The organism is Streptomyces sp. YIM S03343, from assembly GCF_054729195.1.
The window spans coordinates 1,666,026-1,682,080 of sequence record NZ_JBPUKX010000001.1 but is presented as its reverse complement, the minus strand read 5'-3'; the positions used below and the strand labels follow the sequence as shown (position 1 = coordinate 1,682,080).

The 16,055-nt window shown below is 72.3% G+C and carries 13 protein-coding genes; all 13 read left to right on the top strand.

The window, feature by feature from the left end; translation table 11 throughout:
- Window positions 1-9: 9 nt before the first annotated feature.
- The 13 genes from ACSYGN_RS07430 (at window position 10) to ACSYGN_RS07370 (ending at window position 16,011) form a co-directional block, all read left to right on the top strand.
- Window positions 10-732, top strand: coding sequence for a CIS tube protein (locus ACSYGN_RS07430; protein WP_460393111.1), 723 nt, complete (start codon window positions 10-12; stop codon window positions 730-732).
- Window positions 729-2,552 (top strand): VgrG-related protein, encoded by a 1,824-nt coding sequence (locus ACSYGN_RS07425; RefSeq protein ID WP_460393109.1) that lies wholly within the window; start codon window positions 729-731, stop codon window positions 2,550-2,552. The genes ACSYGN_RS07430 and ACSYGN_RS07425 overlap by 4 nt, the downstream gene beginning before the upstream one ends.
- 33 nt (window positions 2,553-2,585) lie before the next feature.
- Window positions 2,586-2,903 (top strand): PAAR domain-containing protein, encoded by a 318-nt coding sequence (locus ACSYGN_RS07420; RefSeq protein WP_460393106.1) that lies wholly within the window; start codon window positions 2,586-2,588, stop codon window positions 2,901-2,903.
- Window positions 2,903-3,325: a GPW/gp25 family protein gene (locus tag ACSYGN_RS07415; protein ID WP_460393104.1), complete on the top strand. Its 423-nt coding sequence runs from the start codon at window positions 2,903-2,905 to the stop codon at window positions 3,323-3,325. Before ACSYGN_RS07420 ends, ACSYGN_RS07415 begins: the two co-directional genes overlap by 1 nt.
- Window positions 3,325-5,286, top strand: a complete 1,962-nt coding sequence (locus ACSYGN_RS07410) for a putative baseplate assembly protein (RefSeq protein ID WP_460393102.1) — start codon at window positions 3,325-3,327, stop codon at window positions 5,284-5,286. The genes ACSYGN_RS07415 and ACSYGN_RS07410 overlap by 1 nt, the downstream gene beginning before the upstream one ends.
- Window positions 5,283-5,846 (top strand): phage tail protein, encoded by a 564-nt coding sequence (locus ACSYGN_RS07405; protein WP_460393100.1) that lies wholly within the window; start codon window positions 5,283-5,285, stop codon window positions 5,844-5,846. The genes ACSYGN_RS07410 and ACSYGN_RS07405 overlap by 4 nt, the downstream gene beginning before the upstream one ends.
- 3 nt (window positions 5,847-5,849) lie before the next feature.
- Window positions 5,850-7,361 carry an NADase-type glycan-binding domain-containing protein gene (locus ACSYGN_RS07400; protein ID WP_460393098.1) on the top strand — a complete coding sequence of 504 codons (1,512 nt, stop codon included), beginning with the start codon at window positions 5,850-5,852 and terminating at the stop codon, window positions 7,359-7,361.
- 339 nt (window positions 7,362-7,700) lie between these two features.
- Window positions 7,701-9,518: a gamma-glutamyltransferase family protein gene (locus ACSYGN_RS07395; RefSeq protein ID WP_460393096.1), complete on the top strand. Its 1,818-nt coding sequence runs from the start codon at window positions 7,701-7,703 to the stop codon at window positions 9,516-9,518.
- Between the two features lie 160 nt (window positions 9,519-9,678).
- Window positions 9,679-10,527 (top strand): inositol monophosphatase family protein, encoded by an 849-nt coding sequence (locus ACSYGN_RS07390; RefSeq protein WP_460393094.1) that lies wholly within the window; start codon window positions 9,679-9,681, stop codon window positions 10,525-10,527.
- A gap of 87 nt (window positions 10,528-10,614) precedes the next feature.
- Window positions 10,615-12,054 carry a phytoene desaturase family protein gene (locus tag ACSYGN_RS07385; protein ID WP_460393092.1) on the top strand — a complete coding sequence of 480 codons (1,440 nt, stop codon included), beginning with the start codon at window positions 10,615-10,617 and terminating at the stop codon, window positions 12,052-12,054.
- A 50-nt stretch (window positions 12,055-12,104) separates the two neighbouring features.
- Window positions 12,105-12,617, top strand: coding sequence for an O-acetyl-ADP-ribose deacetylase (locus tag ACSYGN_RS07380; RefSeq protein WP_460393090.1), 513 nt, complete (start codon window positions 12,105-12,107; stop codon window positions 12,615-12,617).
- A gap of 417 nt (window positions 12,618-13,034) precedes the next feature.
- Window positions 13,035-14,453 carry an arylsulfotransferase family protein gene (locus ACSYGN_RS07375; protein WP_460393088.1) on the top strand — a complete coding sequence of 473 codons (1,419 nt, stop codon included), beginning with the start codon at window positions 13,035-13,037 and terminating at the stop codon, window positions 14,451-14,453.
- Between the two features lie 76 nt (window positions 14,454-14,529).
- A complete protein-coding gene (locus ACSYGN_RS07370; RefSeq protein ID WP_460393086.1) occupies window positions 14,530-16,011 on the top strand; it encodes an AlkA N-terminal domain-containing protein in 1,482 nt (493 codons plus the stop codon).
- The last annotated feature ends 44 nt before the right edge of the window (window positions 16,012-16,055 follow it).

Below are 16,055 nucleotides of genomic sequence, written 5' to 3'. Positions count from 1 at the left end.
AGTCCCGGCATGTCCCCAGCGTCCCGCTCCAGTCGGGCCAGGGCCCAGCTGACGCTGAAGGAGCCCCCGGCCTCCGTCGGCGCCAAGCCCGGCGGGACGATCGCGCGGCTGAACCTCCAGTTCAACCCTTCCAGCCTGGAGCTGCGCAAGACCACCGAGTGGCGGCGCTCCCCGTCGCGGATGGCGGAGGAGTCGGCACTGCCCGAGTTCGTCGGCAGCGGCCCGCGCGAACTGAGCCTCGAGGTGTTCCTGGACGCCACCGCCAAACACGACAACTCCGTGGAGCAGGCGGTGGAGAAGCTGATGAAGGCCTGCGTGCCGACCAAGGCCAGCCTGGGCCGCAAGAAGCCGGCCAGCCCGTGGGTGCGGTTCGAGTGGGGCAGCGCACGGACGACCTCGTTCGACGGTGTGCTCTCCAGCCTGTCCGTGACGTACACGCTGTTCGACGTGGACGGCAAGCCGCTGCGGGCCACCTGCCGGCTGTCGATCGAGGAGGCGAGCGTCGGTCCGGCGGGACAGAACCCGACGTCCGGCGCGCGCACCGGTCGCAGTACGCACATCGTCGTGGCGGGCGACAGCCTGGCCCTGCTGGCCTGGCGGGAATACGGCGACGCGACGGCCTGGCGGGTCATCGCGGAGGCCAACGGCATCGACGACCCGATGGCGCTCGTACCCGGCACCGAACTGGTGCTGCCGGCCATGAGCGACGCGGGCGCTGAGGAGGAGCAGTGACAGGCGCACAGGACGGCAGGTCGTTTGCGGCGGACCCCATCGTGGAGACGCCCGGCGAACTTCCGCCCATCTGGGCCGCCCAGTTGGTGAGCTGCGTGGTGGACGAGAACGTGGGCCTGCCGGACGCGGCGGTGCTCACCTTCCGCGACCCCGACCACGAGTTCCTGCAGAAGACCGGCATCACCATCGGCACCCCGCTCAGTGTGTCCGTGGTCACCGTGACCGGGCAGGCGCGCGAGCGGCTGTTCAATGGCGAGGTGACGGCCCTGGAGGTGGACCGGGACCGCACCGGCTCCTTCACGGTGGTGCGCGCCTACTCCAAGGCGCACCGCCTCCAGCGGGGCCGCAAGGTGGTGGCGTACCGGAACATGACGGCGGCGGCCATCGTCCGCAAGGTGGCCGCCGGGGCGGGCCTGGCCTGCGGCACCGTGCAGGCCGCGCCGGTCACCTACAAACAACTGTCCCAGGCGAACGTGTCCGATTGGGACTTCCTCCAGTTCCTGGCCGCCGAGAGCGGCGCGCAGGTGCGCGTCGACGACAAGGGGCTGCTCCAGTTCACCAAGCCGGTGAAGGCGTCCGGGGCGCCCTCGCCGTCCACGTCGGCCGCCCGCAACCCGATGGTGCTGGAGTACGGGCGCAACCTGCTGGCGCTGCGGGCCTCGCTGTCGGCGGCGGACGGTGCGCAGCAGGTGGAGGTGCGCGGCTGGGACGTCACCACGAAGCGGCCGCTGGTGGCCCGGCAGCCGTCGGTGAACAGTGACACGGTGATGCCGGGGCTGAGCCCGGCCATCGCCGCCCGGTTCGGCAACTCGTCGAAGCTCACCGTCACCGACACCCCGTACCGCACCCAGGCCGAGACGAAGGCCGTCGCCGACGCGGTGGCCTCCCAGGTCAGCGCCGGATTCGGCGAGTTGGAGGTGCTGGCCGAGGGCAACCCCAGGCTGCGGGCCGGCAAGCCCGTCGCGCTCGGCAACGTCGGGCAGGCGTTCTCCGGCAAGTACACGGCGACAGCGGTGCAGCACGTCCTGGAACCGCACGGCGGATACCGGACCACGGTGTGGGTGAGCGCCAGCCCGGACCGCTCCCTGACCGGCCTGGTCACCGGCGCCAACGCGCCCTCCCGCGGCCCGCGCATGCCGGGCCTCGCGATCGGCGTGGTGACGGACGTGCGCGAGCCCGCCGGCTCCGAACGCGGCGCCGTGAAGCTGAAGTTCCCCTGGCTGGACGACACCTACGTCACCGACTGGGTGCGCACCGTGCAGTGGGGCGGCAAGGGGGGCGGCGGCGTGGTGAGCCCCGAGGTCAACGACGAGGTCCTGGTCGGCTTCGAACAGGGCCTGCTGGACAGCCCGTACGTCATCGGAGGGCTCTACAACGGGGTGGACAAGCCCTCGCCGCACGACGTCCCGCTGATCGACAAGACCACCGGCAAAGTCAACCGCCGCTCCATCGTGTCGCGTTCCGGGCACCGGGTGGAGCTGCTGGACGCGCGGACGCCGGGCCGCTCCGGGGTGCGGCTGATGTCCGCCGACGAGCGCCTCGAAGTGTTCCTGAACGACCGGCAGGACCGGATCGAACTCAACGTGTACGCGGGGAAGGGCAGTCGGCAGGCCCTCAGCTCCGTCGTGCTCGACAGGAAGGGCATCACCGTGGACGCGGGGCGGGGCGACGTGAGCGTGTCGGGCCGGAACGTGGACATCCAGGGCCGGGTAGGGGTGAAGATCGGCGGCCGCACGGTGGACGTCACCGGCGCCTCGGGCGTCACCGTGGACGGCGGTCTGCTCGGCGTCCTCAAGGCCAGGCTCATCCGGATCAACTGACCTTTTTCCGCGACCTTTCGAAAGGAGCGCCGCATGCCTGCCGCAGCCCGTACCGGTGACCCCACCAACCACGGCGGCCGGATCGCCACACCGCCGCCCGCCGCCGCGCGGTCGGTGGCGACCGTGCTGATCGGCGGCCGCCCCGCCGCCGTCGTCGGCAGCCTGACCGTCTGCGTGGTCCCCCCGCACGCGGCCCTGGGACCGGCCAATGTGATCATGCCCAACCCGGCCGGGCTCGCCTCCGGACAGGTCCTCATCGGCGGGCTGCCGGCCGCGCGGGCCCGCGACCAGACGGCGTGCGGCGCGATGATCCTCACCGGCGCCCCCGACGTCCTGATCGGGGGTGTGTGATGAGCGAGCGGTTCATCGGCCGCGGCTGGGCGTTCCCGCTGCGCGTCGGGCCGACCGGCGGGATCGCCCTGGTCGAACGGGAGCGGGAGATCGAGGAGGCGATCCGCCTGGTGCTCGGCACCGCGCCCGGCGAGCGCCCCATGCGCCCCGAGTTCGGCTGCGGCATCCACGACTACGTCTTCGCCCCCGGCGACGGCGCCACCGCCGGCCGTATCGCGCAGCAGGTGCGCGAGGCCCTGGAGCGGTGGGAGCCGCGGATCGCGGTGGACGACGTGGTGGTCGCCTTCGACGCGGTCGAGGACGGCACCCTCTACATCGACGTGCACTACACACTGCGTTCCACCAACGACCGGCGCAACCTGGTCTTTCCCTTCTACACGATCCCCTCCGAGGAGGGGGCCGAGGAAGCAGGCGCGGACTGATGGCACTGCCCTCCCCGAACCTGGACGACCGGCGGTTCCAGCAGCTCGTCGACGAGGCGAAGCGGTACGTGCAGCAGCGCGCCCCGGAGTGGACCGACCACAACGTCTCCGACCCGGGCGTCACCCTGATCGAGACGTTCGCCTACCTGGTGGACCAGCTGCTGTACCGGCTCAACCGTGTCCCGGACAAGAACTACCTCGCGTTCCTGGACCTGTTGGGCATCCGCCTGTACCCGCCGACCGCGGCCGGCGCCGACGTCGACTTCTGGCTCTCGGCACCGCAGCCCGACACCGTCGCGCTGCCGCCGGGCACCGAGGTGACCACCGCCGGCGGCGAGAGCGATGAGGCCGTGGTGTTCATGACCACGGACGAACTGCGCATCCTGCCCAGCGAGTTGATCCGTCTGGTGACCGCGCCCCGGACCGGTGAGCAGAGCGACCGGACCGGCATGCTCGCCGACGGCCTCGACATCCCCTGCTTCCAGAGGACGCCGGAGCCCGGCGACGCGCTGCTGTTCGGGCTGCCGACGGCGGTGCCGCGCTGCATCGTCGCCGTACGTCTGGACAGCCGGGTGGAGGGCATCGGTGTGGACCCGCGCCAGCCCCCGCTGGTGTGGGAGGCGTGGGACGGCGGTGGCTGGCGGCTGTGCGAGACCGGCACCGACACCACCGGCGGTCTGAACCGGCCCGGCGAGATCATCGTGTACGTACCGGACGGGCACACGGCGTCGGTGATCGGCGGGACCCGGGCCGGCTGGCTGCGCTGCCGGGTCACCGAGGCGGAGCCGGGCCAGCCGTTCTACTCGGAGTCCCCGACGGTGCGCGAGGCGGCGGTGTTCACCGTCGGCGGCACCATGTCCGTCGAGCACGCCGAGACGGTGACCGACGTGCCGCTCGGCACCTCGGAAGGGGTCGCCGGGCAGAGGTTCCCGCTCGGCCGCCCGCCGGTCCTGCTCGACGCCGAGCCGCCCGTGGTGGAGGTCTCCTCCGACGAGGGGTGGCAACGCTGGGAGGTGGTCGAGCACTTCGGCCGCTCCGGACCCGACGACCGGCACGTCGTGGTGGACGCCACCACCGGCGAGTTCGGCTTTCCCCCCGCGCTGCGCGAACCCGACGGCACGCTGCGGCAGTGCGGTGCCGTGCCTCCCAAGGGCGCCCGGATACGGGTCGCCCGCTACCGCACCGGCGGCGGCCCCGCGGGCAACGTCGCCCGCGGCGCGATCTCCGTACTGCTCAGCTCCGTTCCGTACATCGCCCAGGTCAGCAACCGGGAGGCGGCGCGCGGCGGGGTCGCCGGGGAGACCGTCGAGAACGCCCGGCGGCGCGCGCCGGAGACGCTGCGGATGCAGGACCGCGCGGTGACCGCCGAGGACTACGAGATCATCAGCCGCCAGGCCGCGCCCTCGGTGCGCCGGGTCCGCTGTCTGCTGGCCGCGGACGCGCCGGGTGCGGTACGGGTCCTGGTGGTGCCGGACGCGGTGGCCGACGAGGGTGACGACCGGCTGAGGTTCGAGCAGCTGATCCCCTCTGACCAGGTGCTCTCGGCGATCACCGCGAGCCTCGACGAACGGCGTCTGATCGGAACGCGTCTCGTGGTGGAGCCGCCGGTCTACCAGGGCATCACCGTGGTGGCCCGCCTCTCGGCGGTTCCCGGCGACACGGACAAGGTGCGCGAGGCGGCGCTGGACGCCCTGTTCCGCCACCTCAACCCGCTGGTCGGCGGCCCGGACGGCACCGGGTGGCCGTTCGGACGACCGGTCCAGTACGGCGAGATCTTCGGCGTCCTGCAACGCGCCACCGGCAACGCCCTGGTCGAGGAGATCCGCCTGTTCCCGGCCGACCCGGTCACCGGCCGCCGCGGCGCCCCGACGGACCGCATCGACGTGAGTCCGGGCACGCTGGTCTTCTCGTACCAGCACCAGGTGGTCGTGACGGGGGCCGGAGCGGAGGGGCGGGGATGAGCCGCGCCGCGATACCCGGGCTGCCGAGCAGGTACCCGATCGGGGAGCAACTGCCCGCGCTGTACGCCGACGACGACTTCGCGCAGCGGTTCACCGCCGGGCTCGACACCGTTCTCGCGCCGGTGTTCTCGACGCTCGACAACCTGCCCGCCTACCTCGACCCCCGGGTGACGCCGGCCGACTTCCTGGCCTGGCTGGCGTCATGGGTCGGTGCCGCGGACGATCCGCAGTGGCCCGTCGAGCTGCGCCGGGAGGCGGTCGTCCGGGCGGTGGAGCTGCACCGGTGGCGCGGCACGAAGCGGGGGCTGGTCGAGGCGCTGCGTCTCGCGCTCGGCGTGCACGTCGAGGTGAGCGGCGACGGCGGGGCGGTGTGGTCGAGCACCCCGGGGTCCGACCTGCCGCCCGAGCCCCCCGCCGAGACCCTGATCCGGATGCTTCCGGACCGCGAGACCCGAGTGGACGAGGACAGGGTCAACGAGATCGTCCGGGCCATGTGCCCGGTGCACATGGCATTTCGGGTGGAGATCCTCCCCGGCCCGCCCACCGAGGAAGGGAACTGACCCATGCGCGCATGTCCCGTGTGCGGGGCGTCCAACGACCCGGCGGACGACTTCTGCGGCAACTGCGGCGCGTATCTGGGCTGGTCGGAGGCACCGGCACCCACGTCGGCGAGCACGGATACGCCCACGAACACACCGGCATCCACGACCACGCGGGGGCCCGCGAGTACGCCGACGGCCGGCTCGGCTGCCGCGGGATCCACGGCGGCCCGGCACCCCCCGGCTGCCCCGGAGCCGCTGGCGAACGCGGGCCGTGCAGCCGTCCCTGCGCCCACGGACGCCCCGGCCCTCCCGGAGTTCCCGGCGGCCCCGGAGATCGCTGACCGCCCCACTGCTCCGGCGCCCACGGCCCGCCCGGCTGCTCCGGCCGCCCCCAGGTCCCCGGCGGCTTCCCCGCCGGGGGCCTCCGCGGCACCGTCGTCGGCGCCTGCGCCGGCCGCCTCGGGGGCGGGTTTCGCGTCGGCTCCGCCGGACGCCGCCCGCACCGAGCCCCCGGCCCCCACATCCGACTCGCTGACCGGCGAGACCTCCGGCGACGATGCACCCGCCTCCACCGCCGAAGCTCCCGCCGCCCCGGCACCAGAGCCTTCCGCGTCCGTACGACCCACCGCGCCCGCCCCTTCCACCGCATCCGGAACAGGCGCCCGGCCCCCGCAAGCCCGGCCAGCCCCCACCACTCCATCGTCACCGACCGGCCCCCGCCACCCAACCACCCCCGGCACCGACCCGGACCCCGACCCGATCCTCCCCGTCCTCCCCGCGAAGGCTGTCGCCCCCCGTCCCGTCGTACGTCCCGTCGCCGTGCAGGACGACGGGACCGGGCGGCCCTGTCCCGCATGCGGCGCCGTCAACCGGCCGGAGCGGAAGTTCTGCCGGCGGTGTGCGGCGGATCTGAGGCCGGCCGTGAAGGCCGCGCCGCTGCCGTGGTGGCGGACCGTGTGGCCGTTCCGGCGTCGGGCGCGGGCGGGTTCGGGGCGAGGCCTGCGGCTCCTCGTGATCCTGGCCGTCGTGATCGCGCTCTGCGCCGCCGGTCTCTTCCTGCTCCCCGCCGGACGCGCCCTGTTCGAGGACACCCGGGACAAACTGAGCAAGGCGACTCCTGTGACCCCGGTGGACGTCAAGGCGAGCGCCGCACTCCCCGGGCACCCGGCGACGAACACCACGGACGGGCTGAACAACAAGTACTGGGGCGCCCCCGGACCGGGTGCCTCGGTGACGTACACCTTCCGCAAGCCGTTCCGCCTGGTCGACATGATCATCACCAACGGCGCGTCCACCTCACCGGAGGCGTACGCCCGCCAGGCCCGCGCCCTCCAGGTGAACCTGGAGGTGACGACGGAGGACGGCACGCGGCACGACAAGGAGTTCACCCTCAGCGACAAGCCGGGCCCGCAGACGATCCAGACCGGGATCAGCGACGTGAAGACGGTACGCCTGACACTGAGCTCACCCGTCGACCTGTCCCAGGGACGTCATCTGGCCCTGTCGGAGGTGGAGTTCTTCCAACGGAGCTGACCCTCGCCGTCCCGCCCCTCACATGACCCTGCGACATACGAAAGTTGACGTAAACCGTGGCCCAGAGACGGCGAATCCGCCGGGAGTTGACGGAGAGCCAGTGCCCCGTCCCGCAGTGGCTACGACCTCCGAGTGTCCGATGGCCCCTCCGGCAGAGCAGAAAATAGCTGTTGACCTGCTGGTATGTCACTTCCCTCACCTAGTGCTGCCAGGCGGCGCCTCGGTAGTCTGCTGCCCGATCTAGCCGACCGGGGCCGAGCTCGAACTCCCCAGATTCTCCCCAGAGCGGTCTGGAGCACTGATGGGGTCGGCCGACGTATGAGAACACCGAGGTGAGGGATGCAGTTCACCACCCGACCCACGCTTCAAGGATCCTTCGGCATGGCGTCGTCCACCCACTGGCTGGCCTCGCAGTCGGCGATGGCCGTGCTGGAGGACGGCGGCAACGCCTGTGACGCCGCCGTGGCCGCCGCGTTCGTACTGCATGTGGTGGAGCCGCACCTCAACGGCCCGGGCGAGGTCCCGATCCTGCTCGTCCCGGCGGGCGGGCCGGTGCGGGTGCTGTGCGGGCAGGGCGTCGCCCCGGCCGGAGCGACCGTCGCGCACTACCGCTCCCTCGGCCTGGACCTCGTCCCCGGCACCGGCCCGCTGGCCGCCGCCGTGCCCGGCGCCTTCGACGCCTGGATGCTGCTGCTGCGCGACCACGGCACCAAGCCGCTGCCCGACGTGCTGAAGTACGCCATCGGATACGCCGAGCACGGGCACCCACCGGTGGAGAACCTGGGAGCGACCGTGCAGAGCGTACGGCGGCTGTTCGAGACGGAGTGGACCTCCTCCGCCGCGATCTATCTGCCCGGCGGCAGACCGCCCCGCCCCGGCCGTCTCTTCCGCAACCCCGACCTCGCCGCCACCTGGCGGCGGCTGCTCGCCGAGACCGCCGGGCCGGGCGGCCGTGAGGCCCGGATCGACGCCGCCCGCGAGGTGTGGCGCACCGGATTCATCGCCGAAGCCCTGGTACGGCAGGCCGGGCGCCCCGCCCTGGACACCAGCGGCGAGCGTCACACCGGCACCCTCACCGCCGCCGACCTCGCCGGCTGGTCCGCGGGCTACGAGGCTCCGGCGACCTACGACTGGAACGGTTGGACCGTGTGCAAGGCGGGCCCGTGGAGCCAGGGGCCCGCCTTCCTCCAGCAACTCGCGCTGCTCCCCGCCGACCTGCCTCCGTACGGCACCGCCGACCACATCCACCTCCTCGCCGAGGGCTGCAAGCTCGCCATGGCCGACCGCGAGGCATGGTACGGCGACGCCGCCGAGGTCCCGCTCGACGACCTGCTCTCCGACGCCTACAACGCCGGGCGGCGCGCACTGATCGGCGACACGGCGTCGTACGAGCTGCGGCCGGGCCACCCCGGCGGCCGCACCCCACGGCTGGCCGCCCTCGCCCACCGGATCGCCGACGAAACACCGGGTTTCGACCCGATGGGCGCCGGTGAGCCGACCCTCGCGCGGTACGGCGGGGGAGCCGGGCCGCAGGTCGGCGCCGACGGTGCCGTGCGCGGCGACACCTGCCACCTCGACGTCGTCGACCGCTGGGGCACCATGATCGCCGCCACGCCCAGCGGCGGCTGGCTCCAGTCCAACCCCGTCGTGCCGGGGCTCGGCTTCCCGCTCGGCACCCGGCTCCAGATGACCTGGCTGGAGGAGGGGCTGCCCAACACCCTCACCCCGGGCCGCCGCCCCCGCACCACGCTCACCCCGTCCCTCGCCCTGCGCGGCGGCGTCCCGGTGCTGGCCTTCGGCACCCCCGGCGGCGATCAGCAGGACCAGTGGCAGCCGCACTTCTTCCTCGGCCTCGCCCAGCGTGCCCCGGTGCGCGGCGGCCTCGACCTCCAAGGCGCCATCGACGCCCCGAACTGGCACAACGACGGCTTCCCCGGCTCCTTCCACCCCCGCGGGATGCGGCCGGGCAGCCTGACCGTCGAAGCCCGCACCGACCCCCGGACGGTGGCGGAACTGCGGCGGCGCGGCCACCACGTCACGGTGGCCGACGGCTGGTCCGAGGGACGGCTGTGCGCGGTGGCCAGGGACCCGGAGACCGGGATCCTGTCGGCGGGGGCCAATCCGCGGGGGATGCAGGGGTATGCGGTGGGGCGGTGAGCACGGCCACTGAGGCGCTGTCGCCGCGAAGGGGGATGTCCACGAAAGGGGATTTCATCGTGAACGCGGATTTCATGATGAACACGGGATTTCACGCCGATTCCACCCGGGGTGCACCGGGTGGGCGGGGAATGTCAGTGGCGCGTGTTCTCATGGAGCCATGATCGGACAGAACGAAACCATCGAAGAGTTTCTCACGCACTGCTCGGCCGAGGTGGAGAGGGCGGTCCGCGAGGCCGCCGCGGCCGAGATCATGCCCCGCTTCCGCCGGCTCGCCGAGGACGAGGTCGACCAGAAGAGCGGCCCGCACGACCTGGTGACGGACGCCGACCGGCTCGCCGAGAAGTACCTCACCGAGGCGCTCGGCGCGATGCTGCCCGGCTCCGTCGTGGTCGGCGAGGAGGCGGTGCATGCCGACCCGTCGGTCTACGAGGCGATACAGGGCGACGCACCCGTCTGGATCGTCGACCCCATAGACGGGACCCGCCAGTTCGTGCACGGCGAGCCGGGCTTCTGCACCCTGGTCGCGCTCGCCCAGCGCGGCGTACTGCTGGCCTCCTGGACCTACGCACCGGTCCGCGACGAGCTCGCCACGGCGGTGCGCGGCGGCGGCGCGTACCTCGACGGCGAGCGGCTGTGGGCCGGACCGCCCGCCCCCGGCCGGGACCTGGAAGTGGCCACCTCCCACCCGGACTTCACCACCGACGAGGAGAAGCGCTCCCTGCTCGGCCTGTGGACGTCCGGTGTCGCGCCGCGCCCGTGCGGCTCGGCGGGGCTGGAGTATCTCGCCGTCGCGCGCGGCGAGTCGGATGCCACGGCGTTCTCGTGGGAGCTCGCCTGGGACCACGCGGCGGGCATCCTCCTCGTCGAGGAGGCGGGCGGCGCCCATCTGACCCTCACCGGCGAGCCGTTCCGCATCACCGGCGGCAACACGCTGCCGTTCACCGCCGCCCGGGACGCCGCCACCGCGCAGCGGGTGGCGGGGCTGTTGAAGGCGGGACAGATGTAACGCAGGTTGCCGTAGGACGCGGTGGGGTGTCAGGCCCCCGGCATATCCTGACCCCCTGTGGCCGTCGGCTGACGAAGGGGTCCGAAGGTGCCGTCGATGCTCGATGCGGTCGTGGTGGGAGCGGGGCCGAACGGTCTGACGGCTGCCGTGGAGCTGGCCCGCCGCGGTTTCTCCGTCGCCCTCTTCGAGGCACGGGACACCGTGGGCGGGGGAGCGCGCACCGAGGAGCTGACCCTGCCCGGCTTCCGGCACGACCCGTGCTCCGCCGCGCATCCGCTCGGCATCAGCTCGCCCGCGTTCCGCGCCCTCCCGCTGGAGCGCTACGGCCTGGAGTGGCTGCACGCCGAGCTGCCGATGGCGCACCCCTTCCCGGACGGCACGGCCGCCGTGCTGGCGCGGTCGGTCGCCCGGACGGCCGCCTCCCTCGGCCCGCGCGACGCGGGAGCGTACCGCAGACTCGTCGAGCCGTTCCTGCCCAGGTGGGACACCCTGGTCCGGGACTTCATGTCCCTGCCGCTCACCGCGCTGCCCCGCGATCCGGTCACCCTCGCCCGCTTCGGCCTGGCCGGGCTGCCGCCGTCGACGCTGCTGATGCGCCGCTTCCGCGACGAGCGGGCCAGGGCCCTGTTCTCGGGCCTCGTCGCCCATGTGATCTCGCCGCTCGGCGGGTTCGCCACCGGTGCGGTCGGCCTGGTCTTCGCCCTCGCCGCGCACGCCCGCGGCTGGCCCGTCGCCCGCGGCGGCTCCCAGGCCGTCTCCGACGCGCTCGCCGCGTACCTGAAGGACCTGGGCGGCGCCGTCCACACCGACTACGAGGTCAAACGGCTCGACGACCTGCCACCCTCCCGCGCGTACGTCTTCGACACCTCACCCACCGCCCTGGCCCGGATCGCGGGCTTCGGCGGCTACTACGACCACTACCGCTACGGCGCCGCCGCCTTCAAGGTCGACTACGCCCTCGACGGGCCGGTGCCCTGGACCGCACCGGAGGCCCGGTCCGCCGGGACCGTACAACTCGGCGCGACCAGCCGGGAGATCGACACCGCGCTGCGCGCCGCGTCCCGCGAGGGGAGGGCGCCCGACGTACCGTTCCTGATCACCGTGCAGCCGTCCGTGGCCGACCCGACCCGGGCCCCCGAGGGCAAGCACACCTTCTGGGCGTACGGCCATGTGCCCCACGGCTGGACCGGCGACCTCACGGACGCCATCGAACGCCAGTTGGAGCGCTTCGCGCCCGGCTTCCGCGACCGGGTCCTCGCCCGCGCCACCGCGGGCCCGCCCGAACTCGCCGCCCGCAACGCCAACTACATCGGCGGCGACATCGCCACCGGCGCCGCCTCCGGCCTCCAGCTCCTGCTCCGCCCCAGACTGTCCCTCTTCCCCTACAACACCCCGCACCCGGCCGTCTTCATCTGCTCCTCCGCCACCCCGCCCGGCCCCGGTGTGCACGGCATGTCCGGGCACAATGCGGCCAAGGCGGTGTGGCGCAGACTGCGTCAGCAGGACAGCCGGGCGGCGGCGCGCTGACGGCCGGCTGCGGGCCCGGAGGCCGGCACGGAGACTGGTATGAAGACGGCATGACCTCCATCACCCTCGTCCAGGGCGACATCACCCGCCAGTCCGTCGACGCCATCGTCAACGCGGCCAACTCCTCCCTGCTGGGCGGCGGAGGCGTAGACGGCGCGATCCACCGGCGCGGCGGCCCCGCCATCCTGGAGGAGTGCCGCGCCCTGCGCGCCTCGCACTACGGCAAGGGCCTGCCCACCGGCCAGGCGGTGGCCACCACCGCGGGCGCCCTGGACGCGCAGTGGGTGATCCACACCGTGGGCCCGGTCTGGTCGGCCACCGAGGACCGCTCCGACCTGCTTGCCTCCTGCTACCGCGAGTCCCTGCGCATCGCCGACGGCCTCGGCGCCCGCACGGTCGCCTTCCCGGCCGTCTCCACCGGCGTCTACGGCTGGCCGATGGACGACGGGGCGAGGATCGCCGTGGAGACGGTACGCGGCACGACGGCTCCGTCGGTCGAGGAGGCCAGATTCGTCCTCTTCGACGAGCGGGCATACGAGGCGTTCGCCCGGCAACTCGGCTGACGGAAGCCGCGGTGGATCGGCCCATGGGCCTGACCGGGCGCAGTCGTCCGATGGAGTGCCGCATGCCCGGCTTGGGCCGCGCCTGCCGAATGGCCTACTTGAACGGCCTTCAACAGGCACAGGCTCCCCCTGCTGCTTACCTTCACCAGAGGACGCCCCTTGATCACTCTGGTGAGGATGGCAATGGTGACACGAGAGCGCCGGACGGGGAGAAGGACCCGTCGTACCGTCGAGGCCTGCACACTCGCTGTGGGGTGTGTCGTCGCAAGCTTCGTGCCGTCGGCCGCGGCGAGTTCCCGAGAGGGCGCGCCCGGCCTGTGTGCGACGACGCCCTTCCCTCCATCGGAAAGTACTCCGCCCCCGATCCTGTCGGGCAGCAATGTGTGGAGTTTCGTCTCCGAGCCGGGCCTTCACCCCATGAAGGTGAACGTGATCACGGACAAACCGGGAACGGCTCGCGGAGACATCTTCGTCGCCCCGTTCAGCGCGGACCAGATGGTCGGTCAGACCGGGGCACTGATCAACGACAACGCCGGCGATCCGGTCTGGTTCCGCCCGCAGCCCTCCACCGACCTCCAGAACGCCGACTTCAAGGTCCAGACCTATTACGACAAAGGTCAGCGCAGTGGCCAGCCAGTGCTGACATGGTGGCAGGGGACCCTCGCCCTTCCCCCCGCCTATACCAACCTGCCGGCCGGTGCACCGGAACAAGGCGGGTGCTACTACATCTACGACAACCACTACCGCCTGCTCAAGACGGTCTTCGCGCATCACGGCTACTACCCGGACGAACACGAATTCACCCTGACCCGCAGGGGCACCGCACTGTTCCTCGCGTCCAAACCGGTGCCCATGGATCTCACGCCCTATGGGGGCCCGAAGGACGGCGCCATCCTGAACAGCGAGGTCCAGGAGGTCGACCTCGCCACGGGAAAACTCCTCTACTCGTGGAACGCGCTGGACCACATCGACCCCGCCGACTCCGAGGAGCCCGCCTCGAACGCCTCGTCCTCCGACGGGGTGTGGGATCCCTTCCACGTCAACTCGATCGACGAGGGCCCTGACGGCCAGCTGCTGGTCTCCTTCCGGAACATGTGGGCCGTCTACGACATCTCCAAGACATCCGGGAAAATCCGCTGGCAGCTCGGAGGCAAGAAGAGCGACTTCGCCTTCGGCCCGAACGCGGACTTCTACTGGCAGCACGACGCCCGGTTCCGGCCGGGAAACCGGATCAGCATGTTCGACGACGGCTGCTGCGAACTGCCCGACGGCGCACCCGAACAGCAGTCACACGGCCTGATCCTCGACCTTGATCTCCACAACCGCAGGGCGACCACGGTGAAGACCTACTACCACGAGCCGCCGCTGAACTCACCGACCCAGGGAAACACCCAGGCCCTTCCCAACGGCAACGAATTCATCGGGTGGGGCCAGAGTCCGTACTACTCGGAGTACGCGGGTGCGGGCAACACCGAGGGAGACGGCTCGCGGAACCTGCTCTACGACGCGAAGCTGCCGGGCTCCGACATCTCGTACCGAGCATTTCGGAACGAATGGATCGGCACGCCGTATTACCCGCCGAGTGCCGCGGCACGGGCCGACGGCCGGGGCAGCGTCGTCTACGCGTCGTGGAACGGATCGACGCAGACAAGATCGTGGCAGGTGCTCGCCGGACCTGACCCCGATTCCTTGTCGGTGGTCCTGAGACACGTTGATCGGTCCGGGTTCGAGACGGCAGTCAGAACGGACAATACCGGACCGTACTTCCGGGTGAGAGCACTGGACGCGGCCGGGAAGATCCTCAGAGCCTCCCCGATCGTCAAACGGTCCGGCTGACGCCTGCACGGCGGGGTCCGAGGCTGATGTCGGATTCCCGCCAGCCCCACCCTGCCCGGTGCCGGATCCTGGACCTATGCACACCGGAATGCACGCCGACAGGGAGCACTGCGTCCGTGCCGTCCAGTCCAAGGACGCGCGCTTCGACGGCTGGTTCTTCACCGCCGTCCTGACCACCCGCATCTACTGCCGCCCGAGCTGCCCGGTCGTCCCGCCGAAGCCCGAGAACATGGTGTTCTACCCGAGCGCCGCGGCCTGCCAGCAGGCGGGCTTCCGGGCCTGCAAGCGCTGCCGCCCCGACACCAGCCCCGGCTCCCCGGAGTGGAACCACCGCGCCGACCTGGTCGCCCGCGCCATGCGCCTGATCGCGGACGGCGTCGTCGACCGCGAGGGCGTCCCCGGCCTGGCCGCCCACCTCGGCTACAGCACCCGGCAGATCGAACGCCAGCTGCTCGCCGAGCTCGGCGCGGGACCGCTGGCCCTGGCCCGGGCCCAGCGCGCCCAGACGGCGCGGCTGCTGATCGAGACGACACCGCTGCCCATGGCGGAGATCACCTTCGCGGCGGGCTTCGCCTCGATCCGCACCTTCAACGACACAGTCCGCGAGGTCTACGCCCTCACCCCGAGCGACCTGCGCACCAGAGCACCGCGCACGTCGGCCCCGACCACCCCGGGCACACTCACCCTCCGTCTCCCCTTCCGCGCGCCCCTCAACCCGGACAACCTCTTCGGCCACCTGTCGGCGACGGCGGTGCCGGGAGTGGAGGAGTGGCGTGAGGGCTCGTACCGCCGCACCCTCCGTCTGCCCTACGGCCATGGCATCGTCGCCCTGACGCCGCGGCCGGACCACATCGGCTGCCGGCTCGCCGTGAGCGATCTGCGCGATCTGCCCGTGGCCATCAGTCGCTGCCGCCGGATGCTGGACCTGGACGCGGACCCGGAGGCGGTCGACGACCGGCTGCGCGCCGACCCGGACCTCGCGCCCCTGGTCGACAAGGCCCCCGGACGCCGGGTGCCGCGCACGGTCGACGAGGCGGAGTTCGCCGTACGGGCGGTGCTCGGCCAGCAGGTCTCCACGGCCGCCGCACGCACCCACGCCGCACGGCTGGTCACGGCGCACGGCACCCCGGTGGAGGACCCCGAGGGCGCCCTGACCCATCTCTTCCCGTCGCCGGAACAACTGGCGGCAGCCGCCCCGGACTCACTGGCGATGCCCCGCACCCGCCGCGCCACCTTCACCACCCTGGTGAACCAACTGGTCTCCGGAGAACTCCGCTTGGGCGTGGAGAGCGACTGGCCGGAAACCCGCACCCGCCTCCTGGCCCTTCCCGGCTTCGGCCCCTGGACGGTCGACGTGATCGCGATGCGGGCCCTCGGTGACCCCGACGCGTTCCTCCCCACCGACCTCGGAGTCCGCCGCGCGGCACAGCAGTTGGGCCTGCCCTCGACCCCGGCGGCCCTCACCGCCCACGCAGCCGCCTGGCGCCCCTGGCGGGCGTACGCGGTCCAGTACCTCTGGGCGACCGACAATCACCCGATCAACTTCCTCCCCGCATGAACGAGTTCAAGGACAAAGCCCGCACGATGAGGACGAAGGACGCA

Coding starts and splice junctions, on each gene's coding strand:
- ACSYGN_RS07400 (WP_460393098.1), top strand. CDS start 5,850: ATGCGCGCATGTCCCGTGTGCGGGGCGTCCAACGACCCGGCGGACGAC.
- ACSYGN_RS07415 (WP_460393104.1), top strand. CDS start 2,903: ATGAGCGAGCGGTTCATCGGCCGCGGCTGGGCGTTCCCGCTGCGCGTC.
- ACSYGN_RS07410 (WP_460393102.1), top strand. CDS start 3,325: ATGGCACTGCCCTCCCCGAACCTGGACGACCGGCGGTTCCAGCAGCTC.
- ACSYGN_RS07405 (WP_460393100.1), top strand. CDS start 5,283: ATGAGCCGCGCCGCGATACCCGGGCTGCCGAGCAGGTACCCGATCGGG.
- ACSYGN_RS07375 (WP_460393088.1), top strand. CDS start 13,035: ATGAAGGTGAACGTGATCACGGACAAACCGGGAACGGCTCGCGGAGAC.
- ACSYGN_RS07370 (WP_460393086.1), top strand. CDS start 14,530: ATGCACACCGGAATGCACGCCGACAGGGAGCACTGCGTCCGTGCCGTC.
- ACSYGN_RS07430 (WP_460393111.1), top strand. CDS start 10: ATGTCCCCAGCGTCCCGCTCCAGTCGGGCCAGGGCCCAGCTGACGCTG.
- ACSYGN_RS07390 (WP_460393094.1), top strand. CDS start 9,679: ATGATCGGACAGAACGAAACCATCGAAGAGTTTCTCACGCACTGCTCG.
- ACSYGN_RS07395 (WP_460393096.1), top strand. CDS start 7,701: ATGCAGTTCACCACCCGACCCACGCTTCAAGGATCCTTCGGCATGGCG.
- ACSYGN_RS07380 (WP_460393090.1), top strand. CDS start 12,105: ATGACCTCCATCACCCTCGTCCAGGGCGACATCACCCGCCAGTCCGTC.
- ACSYGN_RS07420 (WP_460393106.1), top strand. CDS start 2,586: ATGCCTGCCGCAGCCCGTACCGGTGACCCCACCAACCACGGCGGCCGG.